Source organism: Halomonas sp. 11-S5, assembly GCF_029889825.1.
In the GTDB taxonomy this organism is placed as follows: domain Bacteria; phylum Pseudomonadota; class Gammaproteobacteria; order Pseudomonadales; family Halomonadaceae; genus Halomonas.
The window spans coordinates 1-17,021 of sequence record NZ_JARANW010000038.1 but is presented as its reverse complement, the minus strand read 5'-3'; the positions used below and the strand labels follow the sequence as shown (position 1 = coordinate 17,021).

The window sequence follows — 17,021 nt, the reverse complement described above, 5'->3', positions numbered from 1 at the left end:
CGTTAGACTGTGTCATGACCTGCCTCCCTCAATAGTGGCTCTGCGTTTAGGTCCCTCCTCAACGTAACCCACGACGTTGAGGAGGGGCAGGTCAATCCATGATGTCTACGCTGCTACGACCTGTCCCTGGAGCCCCTTTTCAGGACAATCACGAGGAGTTACCGCAACAGCTCGCGAATATCCTTCGCCTCCCAGTGGGGGAAGTACTTGCGCACCAGGGCGTTGAGCTCCAGCTCGAAGCCGGCCCAGTCCACCTCGCCTGTCGGCCGGCCACCTGCACGGGCGACACCGCGGATCATCCCCGCCCCCACCGTGACGTTGGTGAGCCGGTCGATGACGATGAAGCTGCCGGTGCCCGGGCTGGTACCGTAGTCATCCAGCGGCACCTCGGCGGTCAGCTCGACCCGGCAGCGGGCGATGGCGTTGAGCTCGAGGCGCTCGGCCGGGTGGCGCGCCAGGCTGTTGACGTCCACCTGGTGGAGGATCTCGCCGACCTGCCCCGACACGGAGCGCCCGGCCAGGCGGATGTCGACCTGGCGCCCGGGGGCGAGCGCCTCGTCATGCATCCAGACGATGTCGGCCTCGAAGGCATCGGCCATGGCCACCTCGGCGTCCGCGGCGACGATCCAGTCGCCCCGGGAGACGTCGATCTCGTCCGCCAGGGTCACGGTGATCGCCTGGCCCGGCCAGGCGGCCTCCAGGTCGCCGTCGAAGGTGACGATGCGCTCCACGGTCGAGGTCCGTCCGGAAGGCAACACCTTGATCGCCTGGCCCGGCCGCAGGATGCCCGCCTCGAGGGTGCCGGCATAGCCCCGGAAGTCCAGGTCGGGCCGGTTGACGACCTGCACCGGCAGGCGCAGGTCGGTCAGGTTGCGATCGCGACTGACCTCGATGCCCTCCAGCAGCTCGAGCAGCGCCGGGCCTGGTTGTCCATCGACGGAGTACCAGGGCGTGCGCTCGCTACGATTGACCACGTTGTCGCCCTCGAGCGCCGAGAGCGGCACGAAGTGGATGTCCGGCGCGGCCAGCTGTTCGGCGAAGGCACGATACTCGGCGACGATCTCGTCGAAGCGCGCCTGGTCGAAGCCCACCAGGTCCATCTTGTTGACCGCCACCACCAGGTGCTTGATGCCTAGCAGGTCGGCGATAAAGCTGTGCCGGCGGGTCTGGGTCTGCACCCCGTAGCGGGCATCGATCAGGATGATCGCCAGGCTCGCCGTGGAGGCCCCGGTGGCCATGTTGCGGGTGTACTGCTCGTGGCCCGGGGTGTCGGCGATGATGAACTTGCGCTTGTCGGTGGAGAAGAAGCGGTAGGCCACGTCGATGGTGATGCCCTGCTCCCGTTCGGACTGCAGGCCATCGACCAGCAGCGCCAGGTCCACCGCCTCGCCGGTGGTGCCGCTCTTCTTCGAGGCCTGGGTGATCGCCGCCAGCTGGTCGTCGAAGATCATCTTGGAGTCGTGCAGCAGCCGCCCGATCAGGGTCGACTTGCCGTCATCGACGCTGCCGCAGGTGATGAAGCGCAGCAGGTCCTTCTGTTCGTGTTCACGCAGATAGCTTTCGATATCGTCTGCGATCAAATCCGATGCATGTGCCATAACACACCTTGTAGCTGGAAGCTGTAAGCCGGAAGAACCCCGGAGCTCCCTGACTCACCGCTGAATATCTTTCGTTGGATAACCTTGCCGGTGACCTGCATGCCTGAAGCTTTCCGAACCCCGCCAGGAGTTCCTCTTGGGTTGTCTTACAGCTTCAAGCTTAGAGCTTCCGGCTTTCTAATTCGCCTTAAGCGAATTAGAAGTACCCCTCGCGCTTCTTCTTCTCCATGGAGCCCGCCTGGTCGTGGTCGATGGCGCGGCCGCTGCGCTCGCTGGTGCGGGTCAGCAGCATCTCCTGGATGATCTCGGGCAGGGTGTCCGCCCGAGACTCCACGGCGCCGGTCAGCGGGTAGCAGCCCAGGGTGCGGAAGCGCACCCACTTCTCCTCGGGCACCTCGCCCTCGGCCAGCGGCATGCGTTCGTCATCGACCATGATCAGCATGCCGTCACGCTCCACCACCGGACGCGGCGCGGCGTAATAGAGCGGCACGATGGGAATGCCCTCGAGGTGGATGTACTGCCAGATGTCCAGCTCGGTCCAGTTGGAGAGCGGGAAGGCACGGATCGACTCGCCCTTGTTGACCCGGGCGTTGTAGAGGTTCCACAGCTCCGGGCGCTGGTTCTTGGGATCCCAGCGGTGGTGCCGGTCGCGGAAGGAGAACACCCGCTCCTTGGCGCGGCTGGCCTCCTCGTCGCGGCGCGCGCCGCCGAAGGCGGCATCGAAACCGTACTTGTCCAGCGCCTGCTTCAGGGCGGCGGTCTTCATCACGTCGGTATAGCCGCTCGAGCCATGGTCGAAGGGGTTGATGCCGGCGGCGCGCCCCTCCTCGTTGATGTGCTCGATCAGCTCCATGCCGGATTCCGCGGCCATGCGATCGCGGAACTCGATCATCTCGCGGAACTTCCAGGTGGTGTTGACGTGCATCAGCGGGAAGGGCGGCGGCCCGGGATAGAAGGCCTTGCGCGCCAGGTGCAGCATCACCGAGGAGTCCTTGCCGACGGAGTAGAGCATCACCGGGTTGGCGAACTCCGCCACCACCTCGCGGATGATGTGGATCGACTCGGCCTCGAGCTGCTGGAGATGAGTCTGACGCTCGGGCGACGGGGCCAGGCCGGCCTCGACGGCGCTCTCGCGTGACGGTGCGTGAAGACTGCTCATGGCCCGGCTACCTCGCATGACGTTGGGCGGTTGAGATCATGCGAGACAGGGTAACGCCGGGCCAATAATAACCCAAAAGAATTAATAACTATCTTTTTATAGCCACTTATCTTTTTATAGCCACTATGGCTATTTTCCCCTCACGCCTCGACGCGCTCCACCCAGGTCTCCAGCTCGCCATCCCGTAACTCGATGAGGCGATAACCCGGACGCGAGGCCTCGTCGAGGGCGAAGCTCGAGGAACCGGGCAGGAACTGGTCGGACGTGGAGGGGCAACCGTAGGCCGGCACCTCGCCGTCGGCCAGGGCATGCACGCCATGGAAGGCCTGGTGGACATGGCCGAACAACACCGCCCGCACCTGGCGATGGGGGGCGACGACCCGCCAGAAGGCCTCGCCATCGGCCAGGCCGATCTCGTCGAGCCAGGCCGAGCCGACAGGCAGCGGTGGATGATGCATCACCAGCAGGGTCGGCCGGTCGTCGGCGGCGAGACGCTCGGCCAGGGTCGCCAGGGCCGCCTCTCCCAGCTCGCCGCCGGCCCGGCCGCTGACGCGGGTATTTAGCAGCAGTGCCCGCCAGTTGCCCAGGTCCAGCGCATCGGGCAACTCGCGACGCTCGGCCATCAGCGCCGGCTGGTCGTGGTTGCCGGGCAGCCAGAACCAGGGCGCATCGAGCCGTGACAGCGCCTGCTCCGCCAGCCGGTAGGAGGCAGCCGACTCGTCCTGGCTGATGTCGCCGGTGACCAGCACCATCCCCGGCCGCTCGCGGTTCACCGCCGCCACCACCGCCTCCAGCTGGCGCAGCGGGAAGCCCGCCCGGGCACGAGCCGCAGGGTCGGCCTGCAGGTGACAGTCGGTAATCTGGACCAGTCGGATCGGTGCGGCGTTCTTCATCAGGGCAGCTTTTTGGTCAGAGCAGCTTTTTAGTCAGGGCAGCTTTTTAGTCAGGGCAGTTGGGGCAGGTCCAGGGAGTGGCCATGGGCCAGGCCATGGTCGAGCCACTCGCCGAGGAAGCGGTTGAGCTGCAGTTTCTCGTCGGGCTGGTGCATGCGCGAGTTGGGATAGCGGTAGCGTCCATCGAAGTGGCGCTGGCGCTGGAAGTCGGTGACCTCGGCCATGCGCACGTCGTGGTAGAGATGCACGCGCATGCGCGGGGTGTCGATCATCGTATCGAGCACCCCGCGCTGGGAGACGCGCACGATACTGGTATAGGGCGCTCGCTCCTGGAGCTTGAGGCACAGGGCCCCTAGGCGACGGCCATGGTTGTGCAGCTCGACCTCGCGGGTCTCGCCGACCTCCAGGTCGCCCAGCAGCCGGGTCAGCCGAATGAAGTTGGCAGTGCACTCGCCCTGCAGGGTCTTCAGGTCGGTGACATAGGCGTTTCTCGGCACGCTACCTCCTTGCTCGCAACGATGCGCGTTCACCGGCCAGCCAGTGGAAGGCGATCAGGCACATGGCATTGTCGAGTCGACCGGCCTGCAGGAGTTCCCAGGCCCGGGTAAACGGCAGCACGTGCACGCGGATGTCCTCGTGCTCCTCGTCGAGCCCGTGCACGCCGCCGAGGCCACGGCTGTCGACCAGGCCACAGAACAGGGTGACCCGCTCGTCGCAGGCGCCGGGGCTGGGGTAGTAGGTGTGCAGCTCGATCAGCTCGCCCACCGCGCAGCCGGCCTCCTCCATGGTCTCGCGGCGCGCCACCTCGGCGACACTCTCGCCGCGCTCGACCAGCCCCGCCACCACCTCCACCTTCCAGGGAGAGTCGGGGTCGTCGAGGGCACCGGCACGGAACTGCTCGACCAGCACCACGGTGTCGCGTTCCACGTCGTAGAGCAGCACACCCACGGCATCGTGACGGTGATGCACCTCGCGCACCACTCTGCCGCTCCAGCCGCCCTCGAAGAGGCGATGGCGCAGGTGGAGCTCCTCCAGCCGAAAGAAGCCCTGGTGCAGGCAGCGACGCTCGGCCATGTCGACATCGGCGGCCGTGAAGGGCACCGCGAGGGTCAGGTCCTGATCGTCTGCGGGCGGGCAGGTCTCGCTCATGCCGGTCTCCGGGTCGCGCAAAGGCTTCATTATCGTGACCGGGAGCGGGAATGCCAACCGCGGGCGAGCTTAATCCCGCGGGCCCGGCTGCGAACCCCTTGGCCGCACCGCTCGCGTGGCGTATGTTCGCCGCCAGACACGAGACTGCGAGGAACGCCATGAAAGGCCGCAACATGACGCGCTGGCGGGACCCCGCCAAGGACCCGCGCCAGGAACCCAAGAGCAACCTGATCACCGCCGAGGGCGCCGAGCGGCTGCGCGGCATCCTCGACCATCTTTCACGGGTCAAGCGCCCCGCCCTCTCGGCCAAGGTCGGCGAGGCGGCAGCGCTGGGCGATCGCAGCGAGAACGCCGACTACACCTACAACAAGAAGGAGCTCAACCGGGTCATCGCGCGCATCCGCTACCTGACCAAGCGCCTCGACGAGCTCACCGTGGTGGACCGCCTGCCGGCGGATACCGGCAAGGTCTTCTTCGGCGCCTTCGTCACCCTGGAGGACGAGGAAGGCGAGGAGATGCGCATCCGCCTGGTCGGCCACGACGAGACCGACACCACGAAGCGCTGGATCAGCGTCGACGCCCCGCTGGCGAAGGCACTGCTCGGCCGGGCGCTGGACGACGAGGTGACGGTGGCCGCCCCGGGCGGCGAGACCACCTACGTGATCACCGAGATCACCTATCGCGACCCGCAGGCCTGATCAGGCCGTCGATCGAACCTTGACCGCCCGATAGACCCGGAAGCGTCGGTCATCAGCGAGGATCTCGAACCCGCCGAAGGCGCGCTCGAGCAGATCCGGGTAAGGCAGGAAGGCATTGGCCACCAGCAGCAGCTGACCCCCGGGTCGCAGGTGGTCGGGCGCCTCGAGGATCAGCCGCCCCGCCGGGCCATAGTCGATCGCCCGCTCCTGGTGGAAGGGCGGGTTGCTGACGATGGCGTCGAAGCGTCGCCCCCCCAGCGCCGAGTAGACGTCGCTGGCCACGACCTCGCCCTCGAGACCATTTGCTGCCAAGGTGCGCCGGGTCGCCTCCACTGCGAAGTGAGTGACGTCCACTGCCGTGACCCGCGCCCCTTGCCGGGCCAGCCAGGCGGCCAGGATGCCGTCGCCACAGCCCATATCTAAAACATCGCCGAGCGCCGAGCGCCCTTCCGTCAAGTGTCTCGGGAGCTGCTCCAGCAGCAGCCGGGTGCCGTCATCCAGCTTGCCATGGCCGAACACGCCCGGATGGCTGACCAGACGCAGCGTATCGTTCCCCAGATTAGCCTCGAAGGCGGTCCAGGCCTCGTCCGGGTCGATGCCCACCCGGTCCAGCCGGGTGGCGTAGAGGCCGCAGCGGCGGGCGCTGTCCCGCTTGCGACAGCCGAGCCCCAGGGCGGCGAGCGCCTTGAGCACCCGCTTGATGCCGCCCTGATTCTCGCCCACCAACTGCAGCGGGGTGCCCGGCGGCAAGTGAGCACAGAGCCACAGCAGCCACCATTCGCCCAGGGCATGACTCTTCGGCCAAAACAGCACCGCCCCCGGCGGAGCCAACTCGACGCCCTCGAAGGGTGAGTGCGCTGGAAGTCCATGGTCCCACCAGGCCGCGAGAAGGCCCTGATCGGCAGAGAGCAGGCTGCCCTCCCCGGCCTCCAGCCAGGTGTCCCGGGGCGGCGCCACCCACAGCCAGCCGCGGTAGTCGGCGTTCTGTCGCGCCAGCAGCTGGCAGACGGGCGTCTCGGCACTCATGCGGTGGCCTCCTCGGAGGAGTGTATGGGGCGCTCCAGGGTATAGAGCAGGTAGCGGCCCAGCCGCCAGTGAGGGTCGACGCGGCAGTAGCGTTGCTCCAGCGCCAGCAGTTGCTCGCGGTCGCTCTCGTTCTCCGGCGGTTCCCGCAGGTAGTCGGCAAAGACTCGGATGCCCGCCACCTCGCGGATCGTGAGCCTATTCTCGGTGCTCCAGGCCTCGACCTGGCCATGGGTCAGCGGCGAGATCGGCGTCAACCGCTTGCGCAGCCCCTTGCCCTCGAGCCGGTCGGCCAGGGCCTTCTCCAGGTTGCCCTTGACCACGTTGGAGAGCCTGAGGGCATCGCGGTTGAACACCATCAGCGAGAGCTGCCCGCCCGGTGCCAGCAGATTGGCCAGGATGGCCAGGGCCCGGCGCGGGTCCGCCAGCCACTCCAGCACGGCATGGCAGGCGATCAGCGGCCAGGGGCCGGGCGCCAGCTCGGGCAGTGCCTGGAGCGGGGCCTGCAACAAGCTCACTGCATGCCCCGCCAGCGATTCCCTAGCCCGGGCCAGCATCTCCCCGGAGGGCTCGGCCAGGGTCACGGCGTGGCCACGCACGGCAAACCACTCGGCCTGCTGACCCAGGCCGCCCCCCACGTCGAGCAGTGGTTGACCGTGCAAGTCGAGCATTTCGGGCAGCAGGCGGTCGAGCAGTGCCAGACGCAGCTCGCCGCGGGCCCCGCCATAGAGGCTCGCGGCGAACTTGTCGGCCAGGCCGTCGAAGTGACGATCACCAGCCGGAGAAAGAGGAGAAGCGGGGTCTGACATGCCGGCCACCGGTCGCGGGTTTGCCGCGCATTCTACCCGGGATTCCCGCCGGACTCATGGTCCGCGACAAGGCCCCGGGCCACGGCGGGTTTATCTCGGCGGTTCAGGCGCTTATAATGCGCCCCGTCGTGCCCCCATAGCTCAGCTGGATAGAGCGTCCCCCTCCTAAGGGGAAGGTCTCAGGTTCGAATCCTGATGGGGGCACCAGAATAGTCCATAAAAACAGCCGCTTACGGATATCCCGGGTGGCGGTTTTTCGTTGGCTGTTAGACTAGGTGACATATAGGTGATATTCGGCCGACTGTGGTAACGAACTCTCCCCGCCAGTGGAGTAGCCAGGCGGGTCCGGGTAGATGAGAATCTGAGCACTGGCCCCGCACAAGGCGAAGTACTATTCTCATGGGCCATGGTGAGCTTCTCAGTATAATACCGCACTGAGGCATCAACAAAATATAAGTTTAGCCAGGGACAAGAGTGATGATGAATAAAAGCGCACTATTTTTAGCCGCAGTTTTCGTCCTGGCTCTGACAGGCTGTGCCAGTCAGATGGGCATTCAAGCACAGCCAAAGGCTGAGCAAGAAATGGTTTACGTGGCCGGCCAACCCCTAATGCTCTCTGACAAGAAATTTTCGGTGGCAGTAGCTCCGTCATCCTCCCTAGCAATGACCACCGAGCAATTAAGCTTCCTTGTCTACCTTACAAACACCTACAACGAACCTGTCAACTTCGGCCCAGGCAATATAACTGCCTCACTCAATGGGCAGCCGATAAGGGTTTTCACTCACGAGGAAGTCATTTCGGAGATGGAGGGCGAGCGAAATGCACAGGCAATGTATGCCGCATTAGCTGGCATGGGGCAGTCTATTTCGGCCACTGGCCAACGGCAACATTTCGGATCTATGTCCAGCCAATACTACGGCAGGCAAGGCTACGTCGGACAGGGCTCTGGGACCTACAGTGGTACGACTTACAACCCGACTGCCGCAGCGGTTGCACAGTCGAACATCCAGGCTCAGACGCAACAAAACATCAGCAGTATAAGTCAAAGTCATAATCAAGAGATTGCAAATGCTAGAGCTGTCTTACTAGCTACAGAGACTGTTTTCCCGGGAAACAGGAATGGCGGATATATACGCACCGAGCAGCTTGGCGAAAGTAATGCACCAGGAACCCTAAACTTAACTGTAACGGTAGGCGGAGAGCAGCACTCTTTCGACTTCTCTGTCAGAAATAACTGATCTCGCCAGATGGGGAGAGGGGTTTAGGCTCCAGCTGACAGCGGGCTTGGAGCCCCCGGGGTTGGGCCCCCTGGCCCTGCCCATAATTTGGCCCACCCCCACCCGCTCCAAAAAATATTTTGTGGCAATTTTCCAGCCCCATAGTAGGTTAGATTATATTCAACCCCACTGGCTGACATTAAGCTGGATTCAGCAGGCACCGACGCCACGGGGCGCTCGCTGGAGGATTACCTACCACCTGAACGTCATGCGCGTGTCAACCCCGATTAGAAATGTCCGCCTTCTACCGATCTAAGGTGTCCGGTCATTACCGATGGATGGCCAGTCCGATCAGGTCTCGGCCTCGCCCGGGTCGATGCGGTAGCGGATACCACTGCTGAAGGGCTGGCCAGCAAAGCAGTCCGCCAGCGCCTCGACTGCCCGCGTCTGGTATGCCTGGGTCTTGAACTTGAGCTTCATGGTGATCCTGGTTGATCTTCTCTCTGCAAGCTCTCTGCAAGCCGTTTATGCAGAGAGGTGCAAGATACTGATTTTAAAGAATTTTCGTCATTTTCTCTCTGCATGCTTCTATGTTTTTCTTTGAGGGCTATCTGCGAGCTGCCAACAAGGCACGGCGTCAGTCCCCTTATTGACGATGACACCTCGCCGTCTCATTTTTGTAAGTAGATTGCTGATTTTATTATATTTTTGTTTTGGATCTAACGCATCACTGAGCTTGTCCAGCAACAAGGCGTTGATATCCGAACGGTTCGCCTGACCGAATTTTTCGAGATAATCCCTCAGCAGCTTTGCATAGAACTCATCGTCCTGGGCACGGGTCCGGATATATTCGGCTTTGCTGGCCGTCGCCCCCGCCACGCTGGCAGAGACGTGAAAATTTGGCTTCCGCCCTTCGATCAGGCCGGCCCGCCTGAGACGAGTCACCGCATCATCGGCAATCGGCAGCTTCTTCTGTATTCGGTCTAACGCCAGCACATCGACCAGGGACAGGTCAGTCTTCTGAATCAACAAGCGGCTGTAAGCGGAATCGACCACGCCGCCATGAATGGTCAGCCTGACGGCACCCGGCTCGCTCAGATCATAGTCAGGCAACGGGAGATAACGCTTGGCCTGGCGGGAATACATGTCGTGAATACCGTAGCCCATGGTATCGATCATGTTGAGCTCTGCCATGGCCTGGGTTAGAAAGGGGTTACGGTAGCGCTTCGGCACCCGGTGGCCCTCCAGGTAATCGCTGGGCTCACCATCGAAAAAGCTGCCTTCATTCTCGAAGATCAAGCGATCGGGGCGTTCGACCACCACCACACGAGCATTGCGGGCATAATCCTGGTGCGCGATGCAGTTGTGCAGTGCCTCCAATACGATCTTCTGGTCGTACTTGGAAACCTCGACGGGTAACAGTTCGTCTTGCGGCAGCAGCCGCAGCTGAATATTGCGAATGCGCTGATACAGCTGTGTCGACGTCAGCAGAAAAGGTGGTGTGAAGTGTTCATAGGCTCGCTCCGGCCCTCCCTCCAGCTTCCAGGTCAGCTGAGCGGGATGGGGGGATAGCAGCGGCGCCGCTTCTTCTCTCCCCAGCAATAGCAATGCCGCCCGCGTCACCTTTCCGTCGAGGGTCAGCTTGGCGCGATCCAGGAAGGTGGCCAACGGCCACCCCATCACCTCGTCGGGCTCGAAGCGGTTGGCGTACTTCTTCGCAAAGGATTCTCGGGCCTTGCTGACCGCTCCGGGGTCGAGATGGTCGAGCGTGGCATTCGGTACCAGCTGCACGGACCAGTCGGTGGTGTCGGTCTGTCGCCGGATCGCATCCAGCTTGTCCAGGCCAAGGCTGGTCAGGCTCTCCCCGGCGCGGGCGTAATAATGCCCTTTCCAGGCGATCGGAATGCCCCGCGGTGCCCCCGGTATTTCGAACAGCAGCACGCGACCCTCTGGCGTTTTCAGCTCGTGAATGTCGCGGAAGGTGACGCTGGGCTCGGTGCTCTGCGCCACTTGCTGCTTCAGCGCCTGCTCGTCCATGCTCATGAGCTCAGATCACCTTGACGTCGGTATTGGGCGACTTCTGGGCAAAGATCTGCTCGACGTTAATCTTGACGCTGTCGCTGGCAAAGCTGGCATCGCGGAACACCACGCGCAGCGCCTCGACTGCCCTTGTCTGGTATTGCTGAGTATTGAACTTGAGCTTCATTAAGTCTCGCCCTCCCCGCCTTGCTCTGTATCACCGTCCTTGAGAATGCGGTCAAAATCGCTCTCGAATAGACGATCCTGAAGGATGCGAAACTTTTCGAATTCGCTTTCCGCAAACGCCTTAGCGAGCTTGGCGGTTACTTTCCCACTATCCTGCAACACCTCCCGATCATCGAATTCCAGGAACATATCCAAACGCCTTGCCCAATCCTCCATCGTCATGGGGATATTGCGACGAGCGCGCTCCTCGGCAAGATCCAGGTAGGCATTGACGATTCGCCCAAGTGACTCCAGCTCCTGCTGTGCCAGGTAGTTCTTGGCAATGGCCACATCCGTCTTGACCACCTTGCCATCCGGGGCGTTCCCCCGTGAGGTAAGGCCCATATGCGGCTTGTTGCTATCGGCCCTGCCCTGGATCAGCTCGGCGGCGGTGTGGCCGTGGATGGCGAAATGGAGCTTGTTCTGAACCTTGGCGAAGAAGTCCTTGGTCGTCGGCGCTGCGGGGTTGTAATCCACACTGGTGGCGTAGATATCAGTGATTTTCTGATAAAAACGGCGTTCACTGAGCCGAATCTCCCGAATCTCGGCCAGCAAGTGCTCGAAGTAGTCTTCCCCCAGAAAGCTGCCGTTCTCCATTCGCTGCTTGTCAATGACATAGCCTCTGACAGCGAACCGCTTGAGCACCTGGGTTGCCCACTGCCGGAACTGCGTCGCACGGATCGAGTTGACGCGATAACCTACTGAAATAATGGCATCCAGATTGTAATGTTCCAGCGTGCGCGCGACCTCACGCTGCCCTTCCTGCTGAACCGTTCGGAATTTCCTAACGGTTGCCTCCCGAGCGAGCTCCTCCTCAAGGTAAACATTCTTGAGGTGTTCGTTGACTGTCGGCTTGGTGACCCCAAAAAGCTCGGCAATGAGCTTTTGTGAAAGCCAGATGGTGCCATCCTCGTAGCGGGCCTCGATGCTTTGCTCACCCTCCTGCGCGGTGAAGATGAGAAACTCCGCCGTGCTGTTGCGAATCAACCGGCCACCTTGTGGATGCTTATCCTCAGTCATAGCACCTTCACCTCAGTATTGGGCGACTTCTGGGCGAAGATCTGCTCGACGTTGATCTTGTCGCTGTCGCTTGCAAAGCCGGCATCGCGGAACACCACGCGCAGCGGCTCATACTTGGCGAGCTGCTTGACGAATGCCTCGTCGATATCCAGCTCGAAGCAGGCCGCCAGTGACATATGCTTCTCGGCCCCGTCGACGAAGAAAACGGTTTTTCCGTCAAGTTCCTGGTGGGAGATGGGAAGTGATAGGTCTACGCCCCAGTCCAGCAAGACCTGGAAGAGCAGGTCTTCTGAACTTCGGCCCTCGCGGATATTGTCGATATTTTCCGACAGCAGGTCTTGGCTGAGAGCATCCGGCGAATAGTGAATATCGCGCATGTTTGACGAATCAATCTTCATGACGCGAAAGCCAAGATCGAGAGAGCCTGCCTTCTGGTCATCCGTTTCTGATGAGACCTCTTTGGCGTAGTTCTTAATACGCTTAATTCCCATTTCAAATATTGAGCCAAGCTCGGGTTCAGGCTTGGGGAGCGGCTCGGGAATTTGCACCCCGATGAAGCGGCGACTCCCCCTATTTTCATAGTTTTGCTTTAGCACTGCATGGGCTGTCGATGCGCTTCCGCTAAAGAAGTCAAGAACAACATCGTTGCCATCTGGCGATGTGGAGAGCTGTAGGATCCTCTGTATTAGCTCAACTGGCTTGACCGAGTTGAGAACGTTTTCCGTCTCTTGGAAATCAATATACTTTAAGAGCGTTTTCTTGGCATCTTGGGTGTGACCCACCTCTTTGTAAGACCAGATTTTCTGAGGTGTGCGCCCAGAAGAAACCTCATTCAGAAAACGCTTAACTGCTGGACTATTACTTCCATCTTCACCCCACCATATTCTTCCATCCTCATTTAGAGCATTGAATTTTTTTTCGTCAATAACCCAATACCTACCTCTGGGCGGGCCAGGAATCACCCTGCCGGATGGGGTTGTAACTGAGTAAACTCCTGCATCATAGCGATTTCTTGCAGTTATGTTCTCCGCTTTCCAAGGGCCGCGAGGATCATTATCTGGGTTTTTGTAGCGTGCCTCCATCTCTGCCGTTCGCGGCAGCTTATTTGGCCGCCATGATACTCTACCCTTGGCGTAGACCAGAATATAGTCGTGGTCCTCTGAGAACCAGTAAGCAGAATTTTTTGGTGCGTAAACTTTTTGCCATATGATTTGTGCAACAAAGTTTTCCCCTCCGAAAACCTCGTCACACAGCTTTCTAAGATTGTCAACCTCATGATCATCAATGGAAATGAAGATCACGCCGTTTTCGCATAAAAGGTTCTTTGCCAGCCGCAGCCGGGGGTAAATCATAGATAGCCAGTCCGAATGAAATCGCCCATTAGCTTCGGTGTTGGCAACTAACTTGCCACCTTTTTCATCGCGCTGTCCGGACGAATCAAGGTAGTCGTCAAATGACTCGCGATAGTCATCGTCGTAGATGAATTCGCGCCCTGTATTATAGGGCGGGTCGATATAAATCAACTTGACCCGGCCCAGATAGGTCTCCTGAAGAAGCTTTAGGGCTTCCAGGTTATCCCCTTCGATGAAAAGGTTCTTGGTGGTATCAAAGCTCACACTCTCTTCCCGACAGGGGCGAAGCGTTTTAGCAATCGGCGTATTTGCCGCCAGCAGGGCTTCCCGCTTGCCGGGCCAGTTGAGTTGATAACGCTCCTTGGGTCCCTCGACGATATGGTCGGAGAGCTCCTGGCGCAGCTGGTCGAAGTCGATGGCTTCTTTCACTCGCCCCTGCTCATCCCGCGCTTCGGTGACGCAGCTGGGGAACAGCTCGGCCAGCTTGGCGATACTGTCCTCGGTCAGGTTGGGCGAGTGCATCTTCAGCTTGTCCATGGTGTCGCGTGTCTCCGGGCCCCGGGTGTGCCCCATGGGTCGTGATCAGGTGTCATAGTCGGCAATTGCATAATCGGCCAATCTCTGGCGGATCGAGCGCAGTTCGGCGTTGATCTCGACCTTGCGGTTGAACTGTTTCGAGTTGCGCAGGCGCTCCCTGAGCTTGGCGGTGGCCCGCACATGCGCCAGTATGCGCTGCTTGGCCACCACACGGCCGAGCAGCGTCTTGGCGGGGTACTGATAGAGCGGGGTGCCGTCATGGTGCTTTATTCTCGCTTTCCCTGCTGGCCGCATGGCGCTCCGTGCCCGTGCCTGTGTCTATGGCCGAGCCCGCCTCGCGAATGACGATAAAGCTGATAAGCTCGAAGTCGTCGAGCCCCTCGATGGTATCGACCAGGGCCGTGGTTTCGCCACCGCTGAACAGGCTGTCGATGTCCTTGTCCTCCTTCACCTCGATCATCGAGCGGATGGCCTGATCCAGTAGCGCCGAATAAACGTGCATCTCCCGGCCATCGTGGGTTTCCTCGTTGAAGGGGCGATAGACGGCTTCGACGGGCTCGCCCAGCCCCTTGCAGGCGGTGCGGGCCAGGTCGAGCAGGCGCTTGACCTCGGTGTAGTCGCTGATCACCTCGCCCGTGTGGCTGATATAGACCAGGTAGAAAGGATGCAGGCGGTTCTGCTGCTGCAGCCCACTCTCATGGTGACCTACCCGCTGATTGAGATTGCGCAGGGTGAAGATGACCCCAGGCTGCAGGCCCTTATCGGGCCGAGCGGGCACGACGGTGTGTAGCCCGTTGGGGATGCGGCTCAGGTCGCCGTTCTCCTTTATGTAGCCCAGCAGGTCCATGCGGAACTCGTTCAGCCCCAGGTCGGTGATCGACACGCCGGACTTGAGGTCCTCCATCTCCACCACTTCATCCTGCAGCCGTCGCAGCTGCTCGCGGCGGTAGGCGACGTCGTTGGACTGGGCGTTGAGCACGTTGTCGTCGCCGGTGGCGGTGACAAGGCCTCGATCTTCTCCAGGATGGTGGTATGGCTGTTTCTCAGACCCTCCAAGGTCAGCCGAAACGAGGCAACAGAGCTCTTGAGCAGGTTGGTCGTCATCAGCGCCTCCAGCTCATCCTTGAGTGCTTCAAAGGCGTAGATCGAGAAGCAGGAGGCTGCGATCTTGAGCCGGGCACCGGGGTGCAGGGTGTCCTTCAGGTCGTCGCCGAGCAGCCGGCTGACGTTGTCGATGATCTCCACGGTGCGGCTCCCTGCAGTTCCCTGGCCGCCTCTATGGCGATCTCGTCATTCTGATTGGGCAATACCCTGAAGATTATATCAACCCGCCTCATTCAGGAGGGCTCTGACCGGGCATCGTGAAGCTACGGGCCAGCGAATGACGGATTCACAGCGGGTTGCGCCGATCGACCAGGTTGTCCTCCGGCGCATCGATCACACCGCTGTTGTCGAGGGCTTCGCGCAGCAGCAAGGCACCGCTGTCGCTGGTGGTGCGCTGGCCGTCGAGCTCAACGCGGATGGACCCGTTGCAGGACGGAATCCAGGGAGATACGCTTTCACCCATAGCGAGTGGTCCTCTTGAATCGTGTTCTGGTAGGAACATCCTGATTCTACAAGAGAAACTGCTCACTATCTTCTTTTCTATCTCAGCCCGGTGAATGAGGCGGGGTAAAGAAGCTTCCGCTCCCTCCCCCTGGCTTTCTCAACCCTGCCGTCTCCCCGTGTGAGGAAATGTCGCCGCCTTTGATGGCTGACGTCACCGGCTACTGCACCACCAACTCACCGGTCATGCCCGCCTCCGCATGGCCCGGCACTTCGCAGCGAAAGGTATAAGTACCAGCTTCATCGACTGTGAATTCCACGGTATCCGTTTCGCCCGGGGTGATGGTCTCCGTCATCACATCCAGCTCGGGAATATGCAGGTTGTGTCCCATGATGCCCGTATTCTCGAAGACAAGGACGACCTCAGCACCCACTGGTACCTCGAGCTCCGTGGGCTCGAACTGGAAGCCCTGCTGGGCGGTGATCGTAATCTCGACGGTCTCCGACTGGCTGGCCATGACAGCAGAACCTGCCACCATCGTGACCACGGCAAGCAGCATACTGGCCATACGGCCTTTCGCGGTATCGATCAGCAGACGTGGCATCTCGGCTTTCCTCCTGGTTGTGGAACTCGTCGCACGTGTCGCGCCCCCATCAATATCGGGTAGCCGGCTGGCCACCTTTGGATGTCACCCATTGAAGCCGATGGCGCCTGGGAGCGGGCTCGCAAGGATGATGATGCCCGGCGGTTCGTCGCAACCGCCGGGACAGGTCATCGCTCGACTAGCTGCTGCCCAGTTCCCACTCTACGATGCGATCTTGTTCGAACATCATGTGGATAAAGGGCTGCTTCTTGCCATTGGGGAGCTCGAAGGACGTGTTCACCGGCTCGAAGACCGGTCCCTCGGGCGTCGGCTTGATCGGCATCACGATCAGGTGGGTGTGATGCTCCTGGTCGGGAATGTGGCGCGCGCTGCGTTCCAGGGGGATCTCCTCATCCAGGGCCAACGAGTAATCGCGCTTGCGCACGATTTCGGTGGTCATCAGATGAGCCACCTTGGTGTCGACCTTTTCGTCGTTGACATAGAGGTCAACGACGCCCCACCAGGCCCCGCGGGTATACTCCTTGGGCATTAGCGGCGAACCGGTGCCCGTGGTGCCGTGCAGGTAGCCATCGATGAAGACGCCACCCTGGGTCTCGTAGCCGGGAAAGGGCGGCTGTACGACGTGATCGAATTCCAGCCGGTACGCGTTGCCGGCCGGATCGTGGAACTCGCTTTCCAGTTGCACCTCGTCGGGCGTGTCGCCCGGCTTGCCGGGCTGGTCCTCGGCGACACGATCGAGAAGGGTGGTCCTGAAATGGCCGCTCTGCTCCGGGGGCAGCGGCCTGGCCTTGTCACTGAAGGGGGTCGGTTGCGAGAACACCGTGTACTCGGTTCCCGCCTCGTTGGTCTCGCGCGCCGCTTCAGGCGCCGCCACCAGGATCGGCAACGCCTTCAGAAGCTCACGGATCGGCGGCTTGCCCACCTCGGCCAGGATCGGCTCCAGGGTACGCTTGGGATCGCCCGGGGTGCCGAACACCTCTTCGCTCAGTGCTCTGGGTCCAGGCAGAATCCAGTAGACGGTCTTGCCGGTTTCCTGCTCGATCACCGCCTTGTTGATCAAGGTGTCAACCCCGATTAGAACTGTCCGCCTTATACCGATCTAAGGTGTCCGGTCATTACCGATGGATGGCCAGTCCGATCAGTTCTCGGCCTCGGCTTCCTCCTCCTGGTC

18 protein-coding genes, 1 tRNA gene and 1 pseudogene are annotated in these 17,021 nt (G+C 61.3%); 3 read left to right on the top strand and 17 right to left on the bottom strand.

Annotation, left to right across the window (positions count from 1 at the left end):
* Positions 1-158: 158 nt before the first annotated feature.
* The 5 genes from cysN to OP497_RS16835 form a co-directional block, all read right to left on the bottom strand.
* Complete coding sequence (cysN, locus tag OP497_RS16855; RefSeq protein ID WP_280550551.1) at positions 159-1,598, bottom strand: sulfate adenylyltransferase subunit CysN; 1,440 nt, start codon at positions 1,596-1,598, stop codon at positions 159-161.
* A 196-nt stretch (positions 1,599-1,794) separates the two neighbouring features.
* Positions 1,795-2,757 carry a sulfate adenylyltransferase subunit CysD gene (gene cysD / locus OP497_RS16850; protein WP_280550550.1) on the bottom strand — a complete coding sequence of 321 codons (963 nt, stop codon included), beginning with the start codon at positions 2,755-2,757 and terminating at the stop codon, positions 1,795-1,797.
* Positions 2,758-2,897: 140 nt separating this feature from the next.
* A complete protein-coding gene (locus OP497_RS16845) occupies positions 2,898-3,650 on the bottom strand; it encodes a phosphodiesterase (RefSeq protein ID WP_280550549.1) in 753 nt (250 codons plus the stop codon).
* 50 nt (positions 3,651-3,700) lie between these two features.
* Complete coding sequence (locus OP497_RS16840; RefSeq protein WP_280550548.1) at positions 3,701-4,147, bottom strand: DUF1249 domain-containing protein; 447 nt, start codon at positions 4,145-4,147, stop codon at positions 3,701-3,703.
* Between the two features lies 1 nt (position 4,148).
* Positions 4,149-4,724, bottom strand: a complete 576-nt coding sequence (locus OP497_RS16835) for an NUDIX domain-containing protein (RefSeq protein WP_280550553.1) — start codon at positions 4,722-4,724, stop codon at positions 4,149-4,151.
* A 233-nt stretch (positions 4,725-4,957) separates the two neighbouring features.
* Here OP497_RS16835 and greB point away from each other — a divergent pair, with 233 nt between their 5' ends.
* Entirely contained in the window at positions 4,958-5,497 is a 540-nt protein-coding gene (gene greB, locus OP497_RS16830) for a transcription elongation factor GreB (RefSeq protein WP_280550546.1), read from the top strand.
* On the opposite strand, the gene OP497_RS16825 is transcribed toward greB, so the two are convergent.
* Together OP497_RS16825 and OP497_RS16820 are read right to left on the bottom strand one after the other, a co-directional pair.
* Entirely contained in the window at positions 5,498-6,523 is a 1,026-nt protein-coding gene (locus OP497_RS16825; protein WP_280550544.1) for a class I SAM-dependent methyltransferase, read from the bottom strand.
* Complete coding sequence (locus OP497_RS16820) at positions 6,520-7,329, bottom strand: methyltransferase domain-containing protein (RefSeq protein ID WP_280550542.1); 810 nt, start codon at positions 7,327-7,329, stop codon at positions 6,520-6,522. Before OP497_RS16820 ends, OP497_RS16825 begins: the two co-directional genes overlap by 4 nt.
* 130 nt (positions 7,330-7,459) lie before the next feature.
* On the opposite strand from OP497_RS16820, the gene OP497_RS16815 reads away from it, so the two are divergent.
* Positions 7,460-7,536: transfer RNA gene (locus OP497_RS16815), tRNA-Arg, on the top strand.
* Between the two features lie 273 nt (positions 7,537-7,809).
* Entirely contained in the window at positions 7,810-8,568 is a 759-nt protein-coding gene (locus OP497_RS16810; protein WP_280550540.1) for a hypothetical protein, read from the top strand.
* 330 nt (positions 8,569-8,898) lie between these two features.
* Here the strand turns inward: OP497_RS16810 and OP497_RS16805 are convergent, their stop codons facing one another.
* The 10 genes and pseudogenes from OP497_RS16805 to OP497_RS16760 form a co-directional block, all read right to left on the bottom strand.
* Positions 8,899-9,027: a hypothetical protein gene (locus tag OP497_RS16805; protein WP_280550538.1), complete on the bottom strand. Its 129-nt coding sequence runs from the start codon at positions 9,025-9,027 to the stop codon at positions 8,899-8,901.
* Positions 9,028-9,135: 108 nt separating this feature from the next.
* On the bottom strand, positions 9,136-10,590 hold the full coding sequence (locus OP497_RS16800) for an ATP-binding protein (protein ID WP_280550537.1): 1,455 nt from the start codon (positions 10,588-10,590) through the stop codon (positions 9,136-9,138).
* 4 nt (positions 10,591-10,594) lie between these two features.
* Positions 10,595-10,753, bottom strand: a complete 159-nt coding sequence (locus OP497_RS16795; protein WP_280550535.1) for a hypothetical protein — start codon at positions 10,751-10,753, stop codon at positions 10,595-10,597.
* Positions 10,753-11,811 (bottom strand): virulence RhuM family protein, encoded by a 1,059-nt coding sequence (locus tag OP497_RS16790; RefSeq protein ID WP_280550533.1) that lies wholly within the window; start codon positions 11,809-11,811, stop codon positions 10,753-10,755. The genes OP497_RS16795 and OP497_RS16790 overlap by 1 nt, the downstream gene beginning before the upstream one ends.
* Positions 11,808-13,700 (bottom strand): site-specific DNA-methyltransferase, encoded by a 1,893-nt coding sequence (locus OP497_RS16785; RefSeq protein ID WP_280550531.1) that lies wholly within the window; start codon positions 13,698-13,700, stop codon positions 11,808-11,810. Before OP497_RS16785 ends, OP497_RS16790 begins: the two co-directional genes overlap by 4 nt.
* 45 nt (positions 13,701-13,745) lie before the next feature.
* Entirely contained in the window at positions 13,746-13,994 is a 249-nt protein-coding gene (locus OP497_RS16780) for a hypothetical protein (RefSeq protein WP_280550501.1), read from the bottom strand.
* Entirely contained in the window at positions 13,957-14,679 is a 723-nt protein-coding gene (locus OP497_RS16775) for a hypothetical protein (protein WP_280550498.1), read from the bottom strand. Before OP497_RS16775 ends, OP497_RS16780 begins: the two co-directional genes overlap by 38 nt.
* A gap of 414 nt (positions 14,680-15,093) precedes the next feature.
* A pseudogene (locus OP497_RS16770) lies at positions 15,094-15,306 on the bottom strand (IS1380 family transposase); the annotation flags it as partial.
* A 160-nt stretch (positions 15,307-15,466) separates the two neighbouring features.
* Positions 15,467-15,850, bottom strand: a complete 384-nt coding sequence (locus tag OP497_RS16765) for a cupredoxin domain-containing protein (protein ID WP_280550496.1) — start codon at positions 15,848-15,850, stop codon at positions 15,467-15,469.
* A gap of 178 nt (positions 15,851-16,028) precedes the next feature.
* The gene (locus tag OP497_RS16760; protein ID WP_280550494.1) at positions 16,029-16,910 is read right to left on the bottom strand and encodes a hypothetical protein; all 882 of its coding nucleotides are present in this window, start codon (positions 16,908-16,910) and stop codon (positions 16,029-16,031) included.
* Between the last annotated feature and the right edge of the window lie 111 nt (positions 16,911-17,021).